This window comes from Streptomyces sp. NPDC088254 (genome assembly GCF_044740925.1).
Taxonomy (GTDB): domain Bacteria; phylum Actinomycetota; class Actinomycetes; order Streptomycetales; family Streptomycetaceae; genus Streptomyces.
Window position 1 is genome coordinate 158,564 of record NZ_JBIURQ010000004.1, and the last position, 19,523, is coordinate 178,086.

15 protein-coding genes and 1 tRNA gene are annotated in these 19,523 nt (G+C 73.6%); 5 read left to right on the plus strand and 11 right to left on the minus strand.

Annotation, left to right across the window (positions count from 1 at the left end):
- On the minus strand, window positions 1-2,214 hold the full coding sequence (locus tag ACIOC0_RS13665) for an MMPL family transporter (protein ID WP_402155207.1): 2,214 nt from the start codon (window positions 2,212-2,214) through the stop codon (window positions 1-3).
- Between the two features lie 170 nt (window positions 2,215-2,384).
- Complete coding sequence (locus tag ACIOC0_RS13670; protein ID WP_402155208.1) at window positions 2,385-2,984, minus strand: TetR/AcrR family transcriptional regulator; 600 nt, start codon at window positions 2,982-2,984, stop codon at window positions 2,385-2,387.
- A gap of 201 nt (window positions 2,985-3,185) precedes the next feature.
- On the opposite strand from ACIOC0_RS13670, the gene ACIOC0_RS13675 reads away from it, so the two are divergent.
- Window positions 3,186-6,485: a S41 family peptidase gene (locus ACIOC0_RS13675; protein ID WP_402155209.1), complete on the plus strand. Its 3,300-nt coding sequence runs from the start codon at window positions 3,186-3,188 to the stop codon at window positions 6,483-6,485.
- Window positions 6,486-6,585: 100 nt separating this feature from the next.
- Here ACIOC0_RS13675 and ACIOC0_RS13680 read toward each other — a convergent pair whose 3' ends face one another.
- The 4 genes from ACIOC0_RS13680 to ACIOC0_RS13695 form a co-directional block, all read right to left on the minus strand.
- The gene (locus ACIOC0_RS13680; protein WP_402155210.1) at window positions 6,586-6,774 is read right to left on the minus strand and encodes a hypothetical protein; all 189 of its coding nucleotides are present in this window, start codon (window positions 6,772-6,774) and stop codon (window positions 6,586-6,588) included.
- Between the two features lie 89 nt (window positions 6,775-6,863).
- A complete protein-coding gene (locus ACIOC0_RS13685) occupies window positions 6,864-7,757 on the minus strand; it encodes an SDR family oxidoreductase (RefSeq protein WP_402155211.1) in 894 nt (297 codons plus the stop codon).
- Window positions 7,754-8,716 carry an alpha/beta fold hydrolase gene (locus ACIOC0_RS13690; protein ID WP_402155212.1) on the minus strand — a complete coding sequence of 321 codons (963 nt, stop codon included), beginning with the start codon at window positions 8,714-8,716 and terminating at the stop codon, window positions 7,754-7,756. Before ACIOC0_RS13690 ends, ACIOC0_RS13685 begins: the two co-directional genes overlap by 4 nt.
- A complete protein-coding gene (locus tag ACIOC0_RS13695) occupies window positions 8,713-10,248 on the minus strand; it encodes a flavin-containing monooxygenase (RefSeq protein WP_402155213.1) in 1,536 nt (511 codons plus the stop codon). Before ACIOC0_RS13695 ends, ACIOC0_RS13690 begins: the two co-directional genes overlap by 4 nt.
- A gap of 155 nt (window positions 10,249-10,403) precedes the next feature.
- Here ACIOC0_RS13695 and ACIOC0_RS13700 point away from each other — a divergent pair, with 155 nt between their 5' ends.
- A complete protein-coding gene (locus ACIOC0_RS13700) occupies window positions 10,404-11,069 on the plus strand; it encodes a MerR family transcriptional regulator (RefSeq protein WP_402155214.1) in 666 nt (221 codons plus the stop codon).
- Between the two features lie 13 nt (window positions 11,070-11,082).
- Here ACIOC0_RS13700 and ACIOC0_RS13705 read toward each other — a convergent pair whose 3' ends face one another.
- A complete protein-coding gene (locus ACIOC0_RS13705; RefSeq protein WP_402155215.1) occupies window positions 11,083-11,886 on the minus strand; it encodes an exodeoxyribonuclease III in 804 nt (267 codons plus the stop codon).
- Between the two features lie 77 nt (window positions 11,887-11,963).
- On the opposite strand from ACIOC0_RS13705, the gene ACIOC0_RS13710 reads away from it, so the two are divergent.
- The gene (locus ACIOC0_RS13710; protein ID WP_402155216.1) at window positions 11,964-12,455 is read left to right on the plus strand and encodes a GNAT family N-acetyltransferase; all 492 of its coding nucleotides are present in this window, start codon (window positions 11,964-11,966) and stop codon (window positions 12,453-12,455) included.
- 7 nt (window positions 12,456-12,462) lie between these two features.
- Here the strand turns inward: ACIOC0_RS13710 and ACIOC0_RS13715 are convergent, their stop codons facing one another.
- Window positions 12,463-13,125, minus strand: a complete 663-nt coding sequence (locus ACIOC0_RS13715; protein ID WP_402155217.1) for a response regulator — start codon at window positions 13,123-13,125, stop codon at window positions 12,463-12,465.
- Window positions 13,095-14,435 (minus strand): sensor histidine kinase, encoded by a 1,341-nt coding sequence (locus ACIOC0_RS13720; RefSeq protein WP_402155218.1) that lies wholly within the window; start codon window positions 14,433-14,435, stop codon window positions 13,095-13,097. The genes ACIOC0_RS13715 and ACIOC0_RS13720 overlap by 31 nt, the downstream gene beginning before the upstream one ends.
- A gap of 199 nt (window positions 14,436-14,634) precedes the next feature.
- On the opposite strand from ACIOC0_RS13720, the gene ACIOC0_RS13725 reads away from it, so the two are divergent.
- Both ACIOC0_RS13725 and ACIOC0_RS13730 read left to right on the plus strand, forming a co-directional pair.
- Window positions 14,635-15,423 carry an ABC transporter ATP-binding protein gene (locus tag ACIOC0_RS13725; protein ID WP_402155219.1) on the plus strand — a complete coding sequence of 263 codons (789 nt, stop codon included), beginning with the start codon at window positions 14,635-14,637 and terminating at the stop codon, window positions 15,421-15,423.
- The gene (locus ACIOC0_RS13730; RefSeq protein WP_402155220.1) at window positions 15,417-17,804 is read left to right on the plus strand and encodes an ABC transporter permease; all 2,388 of its coding nucleotides are present in this window, start codon (window positions 15,417-15,419) and stop codon (window positions 17,802-17,804) included. The genes ACIOC0_RS13725 and ACIOC0_RS13730 overlap by 7 nt, the downstream gene beginning before the upstream one ends.
- A gap of 211 nt (window positions 17,805-18,015) precedes the next feature.
- Here ACIOC0_RS13730 and ACIOC0_RS13735 read toward each other — a convergent pair.
- Both ACIOC0_RS13735 and glpR read right to left on the minus strand, forming a co-directional pair.
- Window positions 18,016-18,089: transfer RNA gene (locus ACIOC0_RS13735), tRNA-Ala, on the minus strand.
- A gap of 84 nt (window positions 18,090-18,173) precedes the next feature.
- Complete coding sequence (glpR, locus tag ACIOC0_RS13740; protein WP_402155221.1) at window positions 18,174-19,433, minus strand: gephyrin-like molybdotransferase receptor GlpR; 1,260 nt, start codon at window positions 19,431-19,433, stop codon at window positions 18,174-18,176.
- Window positions 19,434-19,523: the final 90 nt, after the last annotated feature.

The window sequence follows — 19,523 nt, forward strand, 5'->3', positions numbered from 1 at the left end:
TCAGGCGCGGGCCAGTTCGCGGTCCTCGTCCCGCGGGTCGTCCTCGGCGCGCAGGGCCTCGCCCTCGATGTCCACGTCGGGCAGGGCACGGTCCAGCCACCTGGGCAGCCACCAGGCCTTCTTGCCGAGCAGGGCCAGCACCGCGGGGACGATGGCCATGCGGACGACGAACGCGTCGAAGAAGACGGCGATCGCCAGGCCGAAGCCGATCATCTTGACCATCGCCTCGGACGAGCCGATGAAGCCGGCGAACACCGCCATCATGATCACCGCGGCGGCGGTGACCACGCGGGCGCCGTGCCGGAAGCCGGTGACGACGGCCTGGGCGGGGCTCTCGCCGTGGACGTACGCCTCGCGCATACGGGTCACGAGGAAGACCTCGTAGTCCATCGCGAGACCGAAGACCACGCCGACCATGAAGATCGGCATCATCGACATGACCGGTCCGGTCTCCTCGACGCCCATCAGGCCGGACAGCCAGCCCCACTGGAACACCGCGACGACGGCGCCGAGCGCGGCCAGGACGCTGAGCAGGAAGCCGAGGGCCGCCTTCAGCGGGACGAGGATCGAGCGGAAGACCACGATCAGCAGGAGGAACGCCAGGCCCACGACCAGGATGAGGTACGGGATCAGCGCGTCGTTCATCTTCTGCGAGATGTCGATGTTCATGGCCGTGGAGCCGGTGACCAGGACCTCGGCGCCCTTGTCGACCTTGATCCGCTCGCCCGTGTCCCGGATGGCGTGGACCAGGTTCTCCGTCGTGACCGAGGAGGGCTTGGAGTCGGGGATGACGGTGATGGTCGCGGTGTCGCCGGCCTTGTTGGGCGCGGCCGGGGTGACCGTGGCGACTCCGTCGAGCTTCTCGACCTGGTCGCCGACGTCGGTGAACACCTTCTTGGGGTCGTCGATGTCCTTGGCGTCGACGACCATCAGCAGCGGGCCGTTGAAGCCGGGGCCGAAGCCCTCGGAGAGCAGGTCGTAGGCGCGGCGCTGGGTGGTGGAGGTGGGCTGGGAGCCGTCGTCGGGCAGGCCCAGTTCGAGCGAGGCGGCCGGTACGGCGGCGGCGCCGAGGCCGATCACGCCGAGGAGGAGGACGGCGACGGGGCGGCGGACCACGAAACTCGCCCAGCGGGTGCCCATGTTGGGCTTCGCGGCCGTCTCGGCGGACGGGGCGCGGCCCCCGCCGAGCAGGCGGCTCTTCTCGCCCGCCGGGCGCACCCTGCGGCCGGCGTAGCCGAGGAGCGCCGGGATCATCGTGAGGGCGATGAGGACGGCGACGGCGACCGTGCCCGCCGCCGCGACGCCCATCTTCGTCAGCATCGGGATGTTGACGACGGAGAGGCCGACGAGGGCGATGACGACGGTCAGTCCGGCGAAGACGACCGCGGAGCCCGCGGTGCCGACGGCGCGGCCGGCCGCGTCCTCGCGGGAGCGGCCCTCGGCGAGCTCGCCCCGGTAGCGGGAGACGATGAAGAGCGCGTAGTCGATGCCGACGGCGAGGCCGATCATCGAGGCCAGGGTGGAGGTCGTGGAGCCGAGGTCCAGCGTCGAGGCCAGCGCGGTGATCGTGGAGACGCCGATGCCGACGCCGATGACCGCCGTCAGCAGGGGCATGCCCGCCGCGATCAGGGAGCCGAAGGTGATGACGAGGACGACGGCGGCGACGGCGAGGCCGATGACCTCGGTGGCGCCGGTCTCGGGGGCGGCCTGGAGGGCGTCGCCGCCGATCTCGACGGTCAGGCCGGCTTCCTGGGCCTTCTTCGCGGCGTCCTTCAACTGCTCGCGCGAGGACTCCTCCAGCTCCATGCCGGAGACGTCGTACTTGACGGAGGCGTACGCGATGGTGCCGTTCTTGCTGACGGCGTGCGTCTTGTAGGGGTCGGCGACGGAGGCGACCTCGGAGCCGTCGGACAGCTCCCGGACGGTCTTCTCGACGACGGCCTTTTGGGCGGGGTCGGTCATCTTCCGGCCGTCGGGTGCCTTGAAGACGACGCGGGCGGTGGCGCCGTCGGCGCTCATCCCGGGGAAGCGCTGCTCCAGCAGGTCGAAAGCTTTCTGCGCTTCCGTTCCCGGGATGGAGAAGGAGGTGTTGCCCGCGGCGGGCGCGGAGGCGGCGCCGACGCCCGCGAGCGTCAGCAGGGCCACCCATATCAGGGCGACGAAGTGGCGCCGCCTGAAGGCGAGCCGTCCGAGTTTGCTGAGGAACATGGCCACGGAGGCGTTCTCCCGGTCAGGTCGTGTGCGGTGGGCGCGTCCGGAGTTCCGGCGCGGGCCCGAGGGCAGGGGTGATCAACCCGGCGGGCGTGCAGGGGTGATCGTCCCGACGACGTGAGCGGTGGCGTCAGGGTGGTGCGGCGGACCGTGGGGACGGTCGCCGAAGGGGATCAGAGAGGGGGCGCGCCGAGGGCGGGGAGGACCACGGCGTCCATGTACGACTTGAGGTAGGTCTGGGTCGGCGGCTGGTCGTCGAGGAGTGCGCGGGTGGCGAACGCCCCGACCAGCATGGGAATGAGGAAGTCCAGCGCGGGACAGTCCGCGCGGATCTCGCCCCGGTCGACGGCCCGTTGCAGGACGCGCCCGAAGGCGGCCGTCTCGGGTTCGACCAGTTGCTCGCGGAACACCTGGCGCAGCTCGGCGTCGTTGTGGATCGCCATGGCGATGCCCCGCATCAGCGCGGTGTTGCGCTCCATGGCGCAGTCGTCCTCGCGGGTCACCAGCGTGTGCAGGTCGCCCCGCAGGGAACCGGTGTCGATCTCGTCGGCCGGCCCCGGCTTGTCGTGCCGCAGCGCCATGACGACCAGCTCGGCCTTGCCGCCCCACTGGCGGTAGAGCGTGGCCTTGCTGGACCGGGTGCGGGCGGCGACGGCGTCCATGGTGAGGGCGTCGTAGCCGACCTCGCGGAGCAGGTCGAGCACGGCCTCGTAGAGCTCGGCCGCACGCTCGGGGGTGATCCGACTGCGTCGCACGCTCGTGGTCTGCGTCATCTCGCCCTCCGCCTCCTTCCGCTCCGGGCGCCCGGAGCAAGCTCCGAAACGACACCGTTTCGTACAGGAGGAGCGTAGCGCAGCCTCTCTACGAAACGAAACGGTTTCGTTCGTGTCGTGGGTCACGTCCGGGGCATCCTCCTCCACCTGCCCCCTTCGGTACGAGTTGCCCTGGTCCATCCGGAGGAAAAGCATGGGGAGGTGACCTATCTGCGCCTGCCGCACCTCAGCGGCGACCTCCTGTGCTTCGTGGCCGAGGACGACCTCTGGCTGGCCCCCCTCGACGGACCGGGCCGCGCGTGGCGGCTCACCGTGGACCGTGCCAAAGCCGGTCACCCCCGCTTCTCGCCCGACGGGCGCCACATCGCGTACACGAGCTGGCGCAGCCTGGCGCCCGAGATCCACCTCGCCGCGGTGGACGGCGGCCCGGGACGGCGGCTGACGTACTGGGGAAGCCCCGACACCCGGGTCTGCGGCTGGACGCCCCCGAACCGGGACGACGCCGCCGACATCCTCGCCGTCGCCTCCCACGGCCAGCCCTTCTCGCACTTCACCTGGGCCTACAAGGTCTCCCCCGACGGCGACCCCGGCCGCAAACTGCCCTGGGGACCCGTCACCGACCTCCAGTCCGCCGGCGCCGACGGCGAACGCGACACCCTGCTGCTCACCGGCACCCCGCCGCACGAGCCGGCCGCCTGGAAGCGCTACCGGGGCGGGGCCACGGGCCGGCTCTGGCTGAACGGGCGACGACTGCTGCCCGATCTCGGCGGACACCTGCACTCCCCGATGCTCGTCGGCGGCCGCGTCGCCTTCCTCTCCGACCACGAGGGCATCGGCAACCTCTACTCCTGCGCCCACGACGGCGCCGACCTGCGCCGGCACACCGACCACGACGCCTTCTACGCCCGACACGCCGCGAGCGACGGCACGCGGGTCGTCTACCAGTGCGCCGGGGACCTGTGGATGGTCGACGACCTGTCCGCCGACTCCGAGCCCCACCGGCTCGACGTACGGCTCTGCGGCCCGCGCGCGGGCCGGCGGCCGTACCAGATCCCGGCGGCCCAGCACGTGGACGGCATCTCCGTGGACGAGACCGGGCGGGCCAGCGCCGTGGTGGTGCGCGGCAGCCTGTACTGGCTCACCCACCGGGACGGACCCGCGCGCACCATCACCGACACGCCCGGCATACGGGTCCGCCTCCCGGAGATGCTCGGTTCGAGCGGGCGGGTCGCCTATGTGACCGATGCCGAGGGCGAGGACGCCGTCGAGATCGCCCACCTCCCGCGCGCGAGCGGGGACCGCGCACCGAGGCGGCTCGCCTCCGGGCAGCTGGGGCGGGTGCTGGAGATGGTCGCCGACCCGGACGGCGAACGCCTCGCCCTCGCCTCCCACGACGGACGGCTGCTGCTCCTCGACACGGGCGAGGGCTCTGCCGACGACTCCGCCGGGGATTCCGACGAGGACCCGGCAGACGGCGCCGTCACCGAACTCGTCCGCTCGGTCAACGGGCCCGTGCGCGACCTCGCGTTCTCCCCGGACGGGGCCTGGCTGACCTGGTCGCACCCGGGGATCGGGCGGTCCCTGCGGCAGATCAGGATGACGCGCGTCACCGGGCCCGCGAAGGGCGAGCGGCTGATCGTCGACGTGACCGACGGACGGTTCGAGGACGAGAACCCCGTCTTCACCCGGGACGGCCGCTACCTCGCGTTCCTGTCCTGGCGCGGCTTCGACCCCGTCTACGACGTGCACACCGGCGACCTGTCCTTCCCGCTGGGCTGCCGCCCCTACCTGGTGCCCCTGTCCTCGGCCACCCCCTCCCCCTTCGCGCTGAACCCGGAGGGCCGGCCGGCCGCGGGAGGGCTGGACCCGCTGGATGACGACGAGGGCGGCGACGGGACGGTCACCGTCGAGGTGGAGGGCCTGGCGAACCGCGTGACGCCGTTCCCCGTGCCCGCGTCCAAGTACTCGGCGCTGCACCCGGTTTCAGGCGGCGGGCTGGTGTGGCTGCGCTGGCCGATCTCGGGCGCGCTGGGCGAGACCTTCGCCAACCCCGACGACACCAGCGGGCGGCCCACGCTGGAGCACTTCACCATCAGCAAGGCCAAGAAGTCCGAACTCGTGGGCCACCTCGACTGGTTCGCGGTGAGCGGCGACAGCTCCCGGCTGGTCGTGGTCGACGAGGGCGAGCTGCGGGCGACGCCGTCCACCGAGTCCGGCGACCCCGACACCACGGTCTGGATCGACCTGCGCCGCATCCTGCACGAGGTCGACCCCGGCGCGGAGTGGCGGCAGGCCTACGAGGAGGCCGGCCGACTGATCCGCGCCTACTTCTGGGACCCGGGCATGTGCGGGATCGACTGGGACGCGGTGCTGGACCAGTACCGGCCGCTGGTCGAACGGGTGGCCTCCCCCGACGAGTTCGCCGATCTGCTCCGCGAGGTGCTCGGCGAACTGGGCACCTCCCACGCCTACGTCACCGCCGCCCGCCGCAACGAGGGCCCGCCGCACTACCAGCGCCGACAGGGCCTGCTGGGGACCAATCTCGTGCGGAGCGAGGCCGGTTGGGCGGTCGCCCGGATCCTCCCCGGTGACTCCTCCGACTCCAAGGCCCGCTCCCCCCTGGCCGGCACCGGCATCCGGGAGGGCGCCCTGCTCACCCATGTGGACGGCCGCCCGGTGGACCCGGTGAGCGGCCCGTACCCCCTGCTCGCGGGAGCGGGCGGCTCCACGGTGGAGCTGACGTTCACACCGGCCGGGGGCCGTGAACAGCAGCCCCGGCGGGTGGCCGTCGTGCCCCTCGTCGACGAACGGCCGCTGCGCTACCAGGACTGGGTGGCCAAGCGACGCGAAGTCGTACGGGAGTTGAGCGGCGGCCGGTGCGGGTACCTGCACATCCCCGACATGGGCGGCTCCGGCTGGGCCCAGTTCAACCGCGACCTGCGCATGGAGATGTCCCGCCCCGCCCTGCTGGTGGACGTGCGCGGCAACGCGGGCGGGCACATCAGCGAACTGGTGGTGGAGAAACTCACCCGCACGATCATCGGCTGGGACCTGACCCGCGACGCGCAGCCGGTGTCGTACGCGTCCGACGCGCCCCGGGGGCCGCTGGTCGCGCTCGCCGACGAGGCCACCTCCTCCGACGGCGACATGATCACCGCCGCGTTCAAACTGCTCGGCCTCGGGCCCGTGGTGGGCCAGCGCACCTGGGGCGGTGTCGTCGGCATGACCGGCCGGCACCGGCTCGGCGACGGCACGGTCATCACCGTGCCCATGAACGCGGCCTGGTTCTACGCGTACGGCTGGTCCGTCGAGAACCACGGCGTCGCCCCCGACCTGGAGGCCCTGCGCACGCCCCTGGACTGGGCGGAGGGCCGCTACGGCCAACTCGACGACGCCGTACGCCTCGCCCTGGACCTCCTGGAGACCAACCCGCCGGCCTCGCCCCCCGACCGCCGCGACGTCCCCGACCGCTCCCGCCCGAAGCTGCCGCCACGCCCATGAGAACGGGGAAAGGGGCGCCCCCGCGAGGGCGCCCCTTCCGTTCGGCGGCGGGCCGTCGAACGGCCCGGAACCGCCGAGGAGTCCGGTCCGTGACGCTCGGTCAGACCTCGAAGTCGTCCCGGTCGAACCGGTCCCGCTCCTCACGCTCGCGCTGCGTGCGCTGCGGGTCCTCCTCGCGGTCACGCTGACGGCCGCGCTGCTGGCCCTGCTCCTTGCCCTGGTCCATCTTCTCCTTGGCCTGGTTCTGCCACTGCTCGGCCTGGTCCTTCATCTTGTCCTTCATACCCATGTGGGTTCACTCCCGTGGAGGGTGAGGGGGAACGGCCCTTGGTCGGGCCTCGACCAGATTCACACGGGAGGACAACGCTCGCATTTCGATCAACTACGGTGCGTGATATGCCCAGCCCGGGCCTGCTCGTCGGCCGCCCCGCCCGCTCCCACCAGGCCCGTCCGCACGCTCTGGAGCCGCCCCGCGAACCGCTTCATCTCCCGCTGGCCCACCGTCCCGATGATCCCGGGCAGGCAGCCGCGCACCCCCTGCATCGCGCGCAGCCACCCCTGCCCGTACACATGGGCCGAGCGACGCTCGATGCCGGCGACGAGCCGGTCGACGGCCGGGCCCAGCGGGTACGTCTTGTTGGCCGGCCACGGCAGCCGCTGCCTCAACTCCCTCATCACCTCGTCCCGGTCGGCCCCGCGCACCATGTCGGTGTCGGTCCAGGACAGGTAACCCACCCCGACCCGCACGCCCTTGGGGCCCACCTCGGCCCGCAGACAGTGCGCGTACGCCTCCACACCCGACTTCGACGCGCAGTACGCCGACATCATCGGCGCCGGGGTGATCGCGGCGAGCGAGGCGATCTGCAGCAGATAGCCGCGGCTCTCCGTCAGCAGCGGCAGGAAGGCGCGGGCGGTGACCGCCGAGCCGACGAGGTTCACCTCGATGACCCGGCGCCAGGAATCCGGATCGGAGTCGGCGAAGGGACCGCCGGTGGCGACGCCCGCGTTGGCGACCACCACGTCCACCTTCCCGAACCGCTCCTTCACCTCCGCGGCGACCCGGACCATCGCCTCGTGGTCGGTGACGTCGGCGTACCAGTGGGCGCTGTCCCCGTGCAGCCGCTCCGCGACCTGCTTGAGCGCGTCCGGCTCCAGCCCCACCAGCGCGACGCTCGCCCCGCGCGCGGACAGCTTGCGGGCGAGCAGCTCACCCACCCCGCGGGCGGCCCCGGTGACCACCACGACCTGCCCTTCGAGACCCACCCTGGTCATGCGCCCTCCTTGAGGTCCTGCTGCTCTTGAGCTTCCTGCGTGGGGTGCGTGACGTACGCCGCGACCAGTTCGCGGATCCTGGCGGTCACCACGTCCGGGGACTCGACCGGCGTCATGTGGCCGACACCGGGCAGTTCGGTCAGGCCGGCGCAGTCCGGCAGCGCCTCGGCGAGCCGGCGTGCGTGCACCGGCGGCGTCAGCCGGTCCGCGGTGCCCGCCACCACGGCCGTCGGCACCCGCAACTCCCGTACGGCATGGTCGAGATCGAGCAGGTCCAGGACGTTCGACCAGGAGTACCGCACCCGCCGCGGGCAGGCGTGCACGATCCTGGCGCACGCCTCCACCATGTGCGGGGCCGAACCGGCTCCCATCGTCGCGTACTTGAGGATGCGCCTCGCGACCGGCGTGACCGGGCCGAGCGGCGCCCGCGAGCCGAGGATGTGCCCGGTCAGCCACGTCCGCAGCCGCCCGGGCCGCAGCGGCAGCACGGTCGACTCGGCGACCAGCCGCGAACTGCCCGTGCTGCACAGCAGGACGGCCGCCGCGTGGGCCCGGAACGCGGGGCGGGCGGAGGCCGCCATGACCGTCATGCCACCCATGGAGTGGCCGGCGACCACCGCCCGCTCACCGGGCGCGAGGGTGGCCTCCAGGACGGCTTCGAGGTCGTCGGCGAGGGCGTCCGTGCTGCACGCGGGGCTCGCCGGGGTGCGGCCGTGGCCGCGCTGGTCGTAGGCGATCACCTTGTGGTCGGCCCGGAGGGCGCGGATCTGGGCCGCCCAGAACGCGGTGGAACACGTCCAGCCGTGGGCGAGGACCACGGCGGGAGCGTCTGCCGCGCCGTCGTCGGGGCCGTGCACCTCCACATGGAGGGTGGCGCCGTCGGCGGAGCGGGCGGTCAGGACACGGGAGGGGGCGGGCGGATCGTAGAGTTCGGCGAGAACGGCGTCCGTCACGCTCACGCGGTCACCTCCGCGGCGCCGACGTCCGCGCCCTTGCCCTGGCCCGGCACCGACGCCGACCGCAGCACCTCGTACTCCGCGAGGTCCACCCGACGCGTCGCCCGGCGGAACTCGCTCGTCGTGCCCGGCCAGATCGTGGTGTTGCGGCCCTCGGAGTCCAGGTACCAGCTGGTGCAGCCGCCCGTGTTCCACACCGTGCGCCGCATCCGGTCCTGCACCCGCCGGTTCCAGGCGTGCACGGCGCTCGGCCGGGCGTCGAGCGCGGCGCGCACGCCCGGACCGCCGAGGACGTCCAACTGACGCAGGAAGTCCGCCATGTAGTTCAACTGGGACTCGATCATGAGGATCATGGAGGAGTTCCCGAGGCCGGTGTTGGGCCCGATGATCGTCATCCAGTTGGGGAAGCCGGCCGCGCTCGCGCCCCGCAGGGCCTCCATGCCGCCCTTCCAGCTCTCGGCGAGCGTCCGCCCGTCCGCACCGACGACCCGGTCGGCGATCGGCATGTCGGTGACGTGGAAGCCGGTGCCGAAGACGATCGCGTCGGCCTCCGCCTCGCTGCCGTCGGCGGCGACCAGCGTCGACCCGCGGACCTCGCGCAGCCCTGCGGCCACGAGGTCGACGTTCGGGCGGGTGAGCGCCGGATAGTACTCGCTGGAGAGCAGGATCCGTTTGCAGCCGATGCGGTAGTCGGGGGTGAGCTTGGCGCGCAGCACCGGGTCCTTCACGGCGCGCGCCATGTTGCCGCGGGCCAGCCGCTCGACGAAGCCGAGCTCGTTCGGGTGCTTGGTGAAGGCCTGCACCTGCAGCTCCCGGATGCCCCACAGCAGCCCGCGCCGGGCCTGCGCGGTGAAGGGCAGCCGCCTGTGCAGCCAGCGCTCGGCGCCGGTGATCCCCCGGTCCATACGGGGCATCACCCACGGCGGGGTCCGCTGGAAGAGGGTGAGGCGGTCCACCACCGGCTGGATCGCGGGCACGATCTGGATGGCGGACGCCCCGGTGCCGACCATGGCGACGCGCTTGCCGGCCAGGTCGTAGTCGTGGTCCCAGCGGGCGGAGTGGAAGACCTTGCCGGGGAAGGAGTCGAGGCCGGGGATGTCGGGGATCTTCGGATCGGACAGCGGGCCGGTCGCGGAGACCACCACGTCGGCCGAGAGCGCGCCGCTCGCCGTCTCGATGTCCCACCGCAGCCGCTCCGCGTCCCACGTCATCCGCTTGACCTCGGAGTCGAAGCGCAGATGGCGGCGGAGGCCGTAGGTGTCGGTGACGTGCTCCAGGTAGGCGCGGATGTGCTCCTGCCCGGAGAAGGTGCGCGGCCACTCGGGGTTGGGCGCGAAGGAGAACGAGTAGAGGTGGGAGGGAACGTCGCAGGCGCACCCGGGGTAGCTGTTGTCCCGCCAGGTGCCGCCGACGCCGCCGGCCCGCTCCAGCACGACGAAGTCGGTGATCCCCTCCTGACGCAGCCGCACGGCCGCTCCGAGTCCGCCGAACCCCGATCCGATCACCGCCACCCGCACATGGACGTGCTCGGTCATCCCGACGCCTCCCGCCTCAACGCGACCTTGCCAGTGAACACTGGCGCAGTGGGAGCGTAGAGCAGCGGCGTACCGATGGGTAGGGGCCGCGCGGGGGACGTTTCACATCAACGGCCGCCGCCGCGGGCACCGGCGCTACGACATAGGCTTCCGGCGTGGCGGACAAGAGGGAGTACCGGACGCAGGAGCTGGCCAGAGAGGCCGGCATCACCGTGCGCACCCTGCGCTTCTACCGCGAGCGCAAACTGCTCGCGCCGCCCCGCCGCGAGGGCCGCATCGCCTGGTACGACGACCGCCATCTGGCCCGGCTGCGCACCATCGCGGCGCTGCTGGACCGCGGCCACACCCTCAACGGCATCGCCGAACTCGCCGACGCCCTCGACCACGGCCGCGACGTGGCCGACCTGCTCGGCGTCAGCGGCCCCACCGAGGAGGAACCGGTCCGCCTCACCCCGGAGGAGCTCGCCGCCCGCTTCGAGGGCCAGGTCACCCCGGAGAACCTCGCCGCCGCCCTCGACCTCGGCTACCTCGGCACCGACGGCGACGAGATCGTCCACATCAGCCGGCGCCTGCTGGAGGTCTCCACCGCCCTGGTCCGCGAGGGCATCCCGCTCGCCGCGGTCATCGCCGCGGGCGCCCGCGTCCGCGAACACGCCGACGCCCTGGCCGACCTCTTCACCGACCTCGTCCTGAACCACGCCACCGAGGACGACCTGCCCAGGCTGCGCCCCATGGCCCGAAGCGTGGTGGAGGCGGAGCTGTCCCTCGCCTTCGACCGCCGGCTGCAGAAGCTTGACCGGTCCGCCGCGGGCGAGGCGTGAGGGCCGTCGACCGTCAGAGGTCGTAGACGACCGTCACCGGCGCGTGGTCCGACCAGCGCTCTTCGTGGGTGGCCGCGCGCTCGACGAAGCCCTTGAGAGCCCTGTCGGCGAGACGCGGCGTGGCCACATGGAGATCGATCCTCCATCCTGAGTCGTTGTCGAAAGCGCGTCCCCGGTACGACCACCACGAGTACGGGCCGGTGACGTCCGGGTGCAGTGACCGTACGACGTCGACGTAGCCGCCCGCTTCCGGGGTGAGGACCTGCGTGAGCCACTCCCGTTCCTCCGGCAGGAAGCCGGAGTTCTTCTGGTTGGCGCGCCAGTTCTTCAGGTCGGCCTGCTGGTGGGCGATGTTCCAGTCGCCGCAGACCAGGACCTCGCGGCCGTCGGCGGCGGCGCGTTCGCGCAGGTCCTTGAGGTGGGCGAGGAACTCGTCCATGAAGCGGACCTTCTCGTCCTGGCGGTCGGTGCCGACCTCGCCGGACGGGAGGTAGAGGGAGGCGACCGTGACGCCGGGCAGGTCGGCCTCGACGTAGCGGCCGGCGGTGTCGAACTCGGCCGAGCCGAAGCCGACGCGGACGGCGTCGGGCTCACGCCGGGTGTAGAGGGAGACGCCGGCGCGGCCCTTGGCGGCGGCGGGGGCGTGGGTGACGTGCCAGCCCTCGGGGGCGCGGACCTCGTCGGGCAGCTGCTTCGCCTCGGCGCGCACCTCCTGGAGGCACAGCACGTCGGCGGAGGTGTCGGCGAGCCACTCCACGAAGCCCTTCTTCGCGGCGGCCCGCAGCCCATTCACGTTCACGGAGGTCACGGTCAGCACCCGGGCACGATACCGGCACACTGGACGCAGTCCGGATTCCACCTCCCGCAGAGAATGCACAGACGACCTTGACTAGCATGGACATACGCCGCGTCCCCTTCGACCATCCCGACGCCGTCAAGCTGAACGACGAGGTCCAGGCCGAGTACCACGAGCGCTACGGCGACGGCGGCGACGCCACCTTGTTGGAGCCGGCCGACTTCCAGCCGCCGCGCGGGGTCTACCTCATCGTCTACGACGCGCTGGGGCGTCCCGTGGCCACGGGCGGCTGGCGCAGCCAGGACCACAACGGCGAGGGCAACGAGGACGGCGACGCCGAGCTCAAGCGGATGTTCGTGATCCGGGAGATGCGCGGGCTGGGTCTGGCGCGCCGCGTCCTGAGCGCGCTGGAGGATGACGCGCGTGCGGCCGGCCGGCGCCGCATGGTGCTGGAGACCGGCACGCAGCAGCCCGAGGCGATCGGTCTGTACACGTCCAGCGGGTACGAACCGTGCGCCAAGTTCGGTTACTACCGGTTCCACGAGGCCAGCCGCTGCTACGCCAAGCCGCTGGGCCGCGACGCTTCCTGACGGCGTATCAGCTTCTGAGGTAGGTGAGGACCGCCAGCACCCGGCGGTGGGTGTCGTCCGCCGGGGGCAGGTCCAGCTTGGTGAGGATGCCGCCGATGTGCTTGCCGACGGCGGCCTCGGAGACGACCAGGGTGCGCGCGATCGCCCCGTTGGACTTGCCCTCCGCCACCAGCGCCAGCACCTCCCGCTCGCGCGGGGTGAGGCGGGCCAGCGGATCCCGGCGGCGGCGCAGCAGTTGGCGGACGACCTCGGGGTCGACGACGGTGCCGCCGGCGGCGACCTCCCGCAGGGCGTCCACGAACTCCTCGACCTGGCCGACGCGGTCCTTGAGGAGGTAGCCGACGCCGGCGCCGTCGCCGGAGTCGAGGAGTTCGGCGGCGTAGGCGCGCTGGACGTACTGGCTGAGGACGAGCACCGGCAGCGCGGGGCGCTCGGCGCGCAGGCGGACGGCGGCGTGCAGGCCCTCGTCCTGGAAGGCGGGCGGCATCCGCACGTCGGTGACGACGATGTCGGGGGTGTCGGCGGCGACCGCCGCGAGCAGGGCCGGGGCGTCGCCGACGGCCGCGACGACTTCGTGGCCGAAGCGGGTGAGGAGCGTCGTCAGTCCGTCGCGCAGCAGGACGCTGTCCTCGGCGAGGACTACGCGCAGGCCGGTTCCGTCGGCTCGCAAGGGATCTCCACACGCAGCAGGGTGGGCCCGCCGGGCGGGCTGGTCAGCGTCAGTGTTCCATCGAGGACCGAGACCCGGTCGGCGAGACCGGTGAGTCCGGTGCCGTGAGCCGCGTCCGCGCCGCCGTGGCCGTCGTCCTCCACCTCCAGCGAGAGCCGGCCGTCGTGGTGCCCGCCGGTCACCCGCGCACGGCCCGCCCCGCTGTGCCGGGCGACGTTGGCCAGCGCCTCGCGGACCACGAAGTACGCGGCGCTCTCGACAGGCCGCGGCAGCCGCTGGGGCAGCGTGAGGTCCACGTCGACGGGGACGGGCGAGCGGTCGGCTGCGTCGGCGACGGCGGCCTCCAGCCCGTAGTCGGCGAGGACCTTGGGGTGGATGCCGTGGATGAGTTCGCGCAGTTCGGCGAGGGCGGCGCCCGCCTCCTCGTGGGCGCGGGCGAGCTGTTCGGCGAGGGGCCCGTCGGGCGGGGCGTCGAGGCGCGCCAGGCCGAGGCTCATGGTGAGGGCGACGAGGCGCTGTTGGGCGCCGTCGTGCAGGTCGCGTTCGACGCGGCGGCGTTCCGTCTCGAAGGCGTCCACCAACCGGGCCCGGGAGCAGGTCAGTTCGACGACCCTGGCGCGCTGGTCGTCGTCCGGGGTGATGAGCAGCCGGGTCAGGGCGGCCCGGGCGCCGGCGGCGACGCCGAGTGCGTAGCCGCCGGCGGCCAGCAGCAGGACGCCGAGCGCGGCGGCGGCCCAGGCGGTCGGCCAGTCGGTGACCGTCCACGCCTTCAGCACCTTGGCCTCCCGGCCCTCGCCGGCCGTCGCCATCAGCAGCGGGGTGGCGATCACCGCGAGGGGCGCGGCCAGGGCCGTCGTGAGCAGCAGCGCCTCGGCCGGCCAGAGCAGGCCCGCGGTGAGGAGCGCGTGGCCGAGCTCACGCCAGGTGGCGTTCTCGCGCACCCTGGTGGTGAGCCAGCTGCGCAGGCCGGGGGCGGGCGGTTCGGCGTGCGGATCGTCCTCGGCCGGGTCGTCGCCGGGGTCGATCAGCCGCAGTCTTCGCCGCTCCAGGGCGGCCACGGGCAGCCCGGCGAGAGGCAGGGCGGCGAGGAGGGGCAGTCCGACGAGGCCGATGGCGAGGACTCCGCCGGCGGCCGCCCAGGCCACCAGGCCCAGGAGGAGCACCGCCCCGGTCAGCGTCCCCGTCAACAGATAGGCGGCGGCGCGCCAGGGCCACGGCGACAGCAGGTAGCGCGGGCGGGCGAGGGCCCGCCACACGGACGCCGGCGCGGCGGGCGCGGTTCGGGGGGCGTGGGGGGCTCGGGGGGTCATGCGGATCACCGTAGGAGGGGGTGGGGGCGTCGGGCCATGGGGCCGGCGGGGGGTCCGGGGGTATGCCTGGCCCTACCCCGACTCTCGCGCCTGGCCCAGCGACCGGGAGTACCGTCGCACGGTTGTCTGGACCCGACAGCCGGTCCCGCGAAGCTTCGTGGCGCCGCCGACATGCCGACCAAGGGGAGTACGGGCCGAGATGACCGAGCACGCCGTCCAACTGACCGCTTTACGGCGGAGGTACGGGTCCACGACCGCAGGGGTGACCGCCCTCGACGGCGTCAGCCTGGCTCTGCCCCGGGGTTCCTTCACCGCCGTGATGGGGCCGTCCGGGTCGGGCAAGTCGACGTTGCTGCAGTGCGCGGCCGGGCTGGACCGGCCCGACTCGGGGTCGGTGCGGATCGGCGGGACGGAGCTGACCGGGCTGAGCGAGCGGCGGCTGACGCTGTTGCGGCGCGAGCGGATCGGGTTCGTGTTCCAGGCGTTCAACCTGCTCCCGGCGCTGACCGCCGAGCAGAACGTGGCGTTGCCGCTGCGGCTGGCGGGCCGCCGTCCGTCGAGGGCACGGGTGCGCGAGGCGCTGCGGCAGGTCGGGCTGGGCGAGCGCGGCGGGCACCGGCCCGGTGAGCTGTCCGGCGGCCAGCAGCAGCGGGTGGCGCTGGCGCGGGCGCTGATCACCCGGCCCGAGGTGCTGTTCGGGGACGAGCCGACGGGGGCGCTGGACTCGACGACGGGCCGCGAGGTGCTGACGCTGTTGCGCGGCATGGTCGACGGCGAGGGCCAGACGGTGGTGATGGTGACCCACGATCCGGTGGCCGCCTCGTACGCGGACCGGGTGGTCTTCCTGGTCGACGGGCAGGTGCACGGCGAACTGGCGGGCGCGGACGCGGAGTCGATCGCGGCTCGGATGACGGGACTGGAGGGCGGCGGCGGACGGGGCGCACAAGTCCGCTCCGACGACGCCTCGTTGGAGGACGCCTCGTGCTGAGTGTCGCATGGTGCACACTGCGTGCCCGCTGGGCGTCCTTCGTGGGCAGTTTCGTCGCCCTGGCGGTGGGGGTCGGGCTGCTGGCCGTGATGGGGCAGGCGCTGGCCGCGTCGACGAAGGCGCCGGTTCGGTCGCCGGAGCGGTTCGCGGCGGCTCCGGTGGTGGTGCGGGGGCAGGACACCCTGCGGGTGGACACGCCGATCGGGGCGCGGACGGCGCAGTTGGCGAGTCCGCGAGCGGTGCCGGACGCCGTCGTGGCCGCGCTGCGGGCGCTGGGGCCGGTCACCGAGGACCGCTCCTTCCCGGTGCGGGCGGCGGGCGGGCCGGCCGACCTGGTCGGGCACCCCTGGTCCGTCGCGCGGTTCGCCTCCTACGAGTTGAGCGCGGGCCGCGCTCCGCGCACGGACGGCGAGGTCGTGGTCTCGGGCGAGTGGGCCGCTGTGGGCGCGCGGTTGAGCGGGGGTGAACGGGTGGTGGGGACCGTGCGCGGGCTCGGCTTCGAGGACGCCGTGTTCTACACGGACGCACGGGCCGCACAACTCTCGCCGCTGTCGCAGCAGTTGGTGGTCGAGGCGGATGCGGCAGCCGTGCGGGCGGCGGTCGCGGGCAGCGGCGCCCGGGTGCTCACAGGCGACGAGCGGCGGCTGGCCGACGCCGGTCCCGGCCGCGACGCAGAGGCGCTCACCGCGCTGAACGCGCTGTTCGGCACGGCGGGCGGGGTGACGGCCTTCGTGTCGGTGTTCGTCGTGGCCTCCACGTTCGCCTTCGCGGTGGAGCGGCGGCGCCGGGAGTTCGGCCTGCTGCGCACCGCCGGCGCCACCCCGGCGCAGGTGCGGGGGACGGTGCTCGCGGAGGCGCTGGCGGTGGGCGTGCTCGCCTCGGCGACGGGGTGCGCCCTGGGGGCGTACGGGGCGCCGTGGCTGGGCGAGGCGGTCGTCGACGGTGGCCTCGCACCGCGCTGGTACACGATCGGCGGGGCTGTATGGCCGTACCATCTCGCCTTCTGGACGGGCCTCGTGGTCGCCGTCGCGGGCGCGGTCGCCGCGTCGTTGCGGGCCGGGCGGACCGCTCCCGCCCAGGCGCTGCGCGAGGCGTCGGCGGACGAGCGGGCGCTGACCTGGGGGCGGCGGCTGTGCGGTACGGCGCTGCTGCTGGCGGCCGGGGCGGCCGCGGCGTACACGCTGCTGCGCGAGCCGGGCGAACTGCTGCACCGCAAGACGTACATCAGCCGTCCGATGCTGCTGATCACGGCGGTGGCGCTGCTGGCGCCCGCCGTCGTACGGCCGCTGACGCCCCGGCTGCCGGGGACGACGGGCATGCTGGTGCGGGCGCACGCGGTCGCCGGGGTCCGGCGCACCGCCGCCGTCGCCGCGCCGGTCCTGGTCACGGTGGCCCTCGCCGGCTCGCTGCTGGGCGCGACGGCCACGCTGAACGGGGCGCGGGCGGCGGAGGTGCGGGAGCGCACGACGGCCGACTTCGTGGTGACCTCGGACACCGGAAAACCCTTGGAAACGGCGGCACTTGGGCGGGTGCCCGGTGCGGTGGCGTCCCCCACCGCCGGGACCTCCGTGTACACGCTGGAGGACGGGGTGGCGCTGGTCGCGTCCGAGGCGCGGGCCGTCGATCCGGCGCTGCTCGCCACGACGGTACGGCTGCCGGTGACGGCCGGGCGGCTCGCGGACCTGGACGACGCCTCGATCGTCGTCAACGAGGAGTGGGCCGAGCACCGGGTGGGAGAGACGGTGCGGGTGTGGCTCGGGGACGGCACGCCGAGGTCGCTGCGGATCGCCGCCGTGCTGGCCACCGGCACCGGTGACAACGGCGTGTACGTGACGGCGGCCAACGCGGGCGGGGCGGGCGTGGACCGGGTCGACGTGCGGGTGCGGCCGGGGGCCGACGCGGGTGCGGTCGCGGCCGGGCTGCGGGCGGTCGACGGGGTCCGGGTGTCGAGCGGGGCGCAGTGGGTGGCCGACGCGGAACCCCGTACCGACTCCAGGACGAGGCTCGGGACGTTCCTCGTCCTCGGCATCGCGCTCCTGTACACCGGGCTGTTCCTCGCCAACACCCTGGCCATGGCCGCCGGGGAGCGGGGCCGGGCGACGGCCGCGCTGCGGCTGGCCGGGGCGACGGGCGGCCAGGTGCTGCGACTGGCCGCAGCGGAGGCGCTGACGGTGGTCGGCCTGGGCGCGGTGCTGGGCCTGGCGGTGACGGCGGTCAACCTCGCCGGAACGGCGGCGGCCCTGCACCTGCTGGCGGCGCCGGTGACCGTGGTCGTCCCGTGGCCGGCCCTGGCCTGGACGACAGCCGCCTGCGCCCTGCTCGCACTGACGGCGACACTGATCCCGACGGCATGGACCTTGCGACGCCGACCGGCGGCGTGAGGACGGGCGGAGCAATTGCCCACGTGAGGACGGGCAGATGTGACCGGCCGCACGAGGACGGGCGGATGACACCGGCCGCACGAGGACGGGCGGATGACACCGGCCGCACGAGGACGGGCGGATGACACCGGCCGCGTGACGGCGGGCACATGGCGTCGCACATATGGCAAGGAGCCCGTTCCTGGTATCAGGAACGGGCTCCCATGCTGCGTGGACCTGAGGGGATTTGAACCCCTGGCCCCCTCGATGCGAACGAGGTGCGCTACCGGACTGCGCCACAGGCCCTTGCAACGAGTGAAACTCTAGCACCCCCATCGGGCTGCTTGGAAATCCGTTCCCCGGCGTCTGCCGGGGTGGACGGACGGCCGCTCACTCGTTGGCGGCGCGGGGGCGCTCCCCGTCCTCGTACTGGTCGAACAGCGGGGTGCGGCCCCGCTCGCGGGAGCGGCGGGCGGACGCGGCGCGCCGCGCGTCGCTGCGTTCGCCGTCCTCCGCGCGGGCCGGCTCGTCACTCCCGGTGTCCGCCGCGTCCGCCGCGGACGGCATGTCCGCGGCGGCGTCGGCCGTCTCCTGCTCCGGCGGGGCCGAGGAGCTGGAGCGGGCCGAGCTCCAGGCGTCCGGCGCGCCGAGGTCCACGTCGGAGGTGGCGCGCGGGGCGACGGGGGCGGTCACGTACGTCGGCAGCGGGACCGGCACCGGGTCCCAGCTCTCGCCGTGCCCGGGCCGGCGCTGCCGCTCGCGCTGCTGGTCGACCCATTCGGCGTGGTCGGTCTGCTCGACGAGCGCCCTGCGGTCCGCGGCGAGCGCCAGCAGGCCCGGGTCGGTCTCCGGCTCGGCGACGGCGTGCGGTTCCTCGGCGCCGGCTTCGGCGTCGGCGTCCAGGGACGGCGGCTGCGCAGCCCCTGCCGTGGAGCCGCGTCGGCGGGGCTGACGCTCGCGCAGCCGCTGCGCGGCGGCCTCGGCGCGTCTGCGGTCCATCTGGTAGGCGAAGCGCCGGCGCTCCTGGGTGCGCAGGTAGGCGATGTAGCCGCTGAGCAGGACGGCGGGCACACCGGGCGCCCACAGGAACGCCAGTCCGCCGACGGCCGCGACGATCGCGCCCAGCGTGAAGGCGAGGAAGAGCAGGACGGTGGTGCGCCGACGGCGGGCGAGCGCCTTCGAGCGCTTGGCCCGGGCGGCCGCCGCCTGCGTGGAGGCGGCGGACGCGGGAGGCGTGGGGGCGTGGGCCTGCGGGGCCGCCTGATCGCGGACCGGCTCGCGCCCCGGCTCACGCGTCGCGTCCCGCGAGGGATCGCGCGCTCCCTCCGGGCGCGGCTGCTCGCGCTCGTGCACCGTCACCTTGGTCTGCGGACGGGTCGGGGGCATGGCGAAGGCCCGGACGTCCACCGATTCGGTGACCGCGTCCGGGACGTCGGCGTCGGGCTCGCCCTCCCCGGAGGAGCGCGCCCGCAGGTCCTTGGCGTACCGGCGCTCCATCCCCGCCCGTCCGGACAGCAGCCGGATGGCGGTGCTGAAGCGTTCCGTCGGACGGGCCTCGTTCAGCTCGTCCTGCCTACGGAGCCACATCGGCACCAAGTAGGCGGCCCAGGCCCCGACGATGACTGCGTAGATGAGGCCGCTGCTGCTCACGTCTCACACGGTAGAGGGGTTTGCGCGAGGCCATCCGCCAATTGGGCCGGTGTGTCGCACGATCTGGCTGATATTTCGAACTTTTTTTGT

What these genes read in the sequence shown, in the direction of transcription:
- ACIOC0_RS13695 (WP_402155213.1), bottom strand. Translation starts at nt 10,248, where the DNA reads ATGACCGAGCACGTCCATGTGCGGGTGGCGGTGATCGGATCGGGGTTC.
- ACIOC0_RS13670 (WP_402155208.1), bottom strand. Translation starts at nt 2,984, where the DNA reads ATGACGCAGACCACGAGCGTGCGACGCAGTCGGATCACCCCCGAGCGT.
- ACIOC0_RS13725 (WP_402155219.1), top strand. Translation starts at nt 14,635, where the DNA reads ATGACCGAGCACGCCGTCCAACTGACCGCTTTACGGCGGAGGTACGGG.
- ACIOC0_RS13680 (WP_402155210.1), bottom strand. Translation starts at nt 6,774, where the DNA reads ATGGGTATGAAGGACAAGATGAAGGACCAGGCCGAGCAGTGGCAGAAC.
- ACIOC0_RS13720 (WP_402155218.1), bottom strand. Translation starts at nt 14,435, where the DNA reads ATGACCCCCCGAGCCCCCCACGCCCCCCGAACCGCGCCCGCCGCGCCG.
- ACIOC0_RS13685 (WP_402155211.1), bottom strand. Translation starts at nt 7,757, where the DNA reads ATGACCAGGGTGGGTCTCGAAGGGCAGGTCGTGGTGGTCACCGGGGCC.
- ACIOC0_RS13710 (WP_402155216.1), top strand. Translation starts at nt 11,964, where the DNA reads ATGGACATACGCCGCGTCCCCTTCGACCATCCCGACGCCGTCAAGCTG.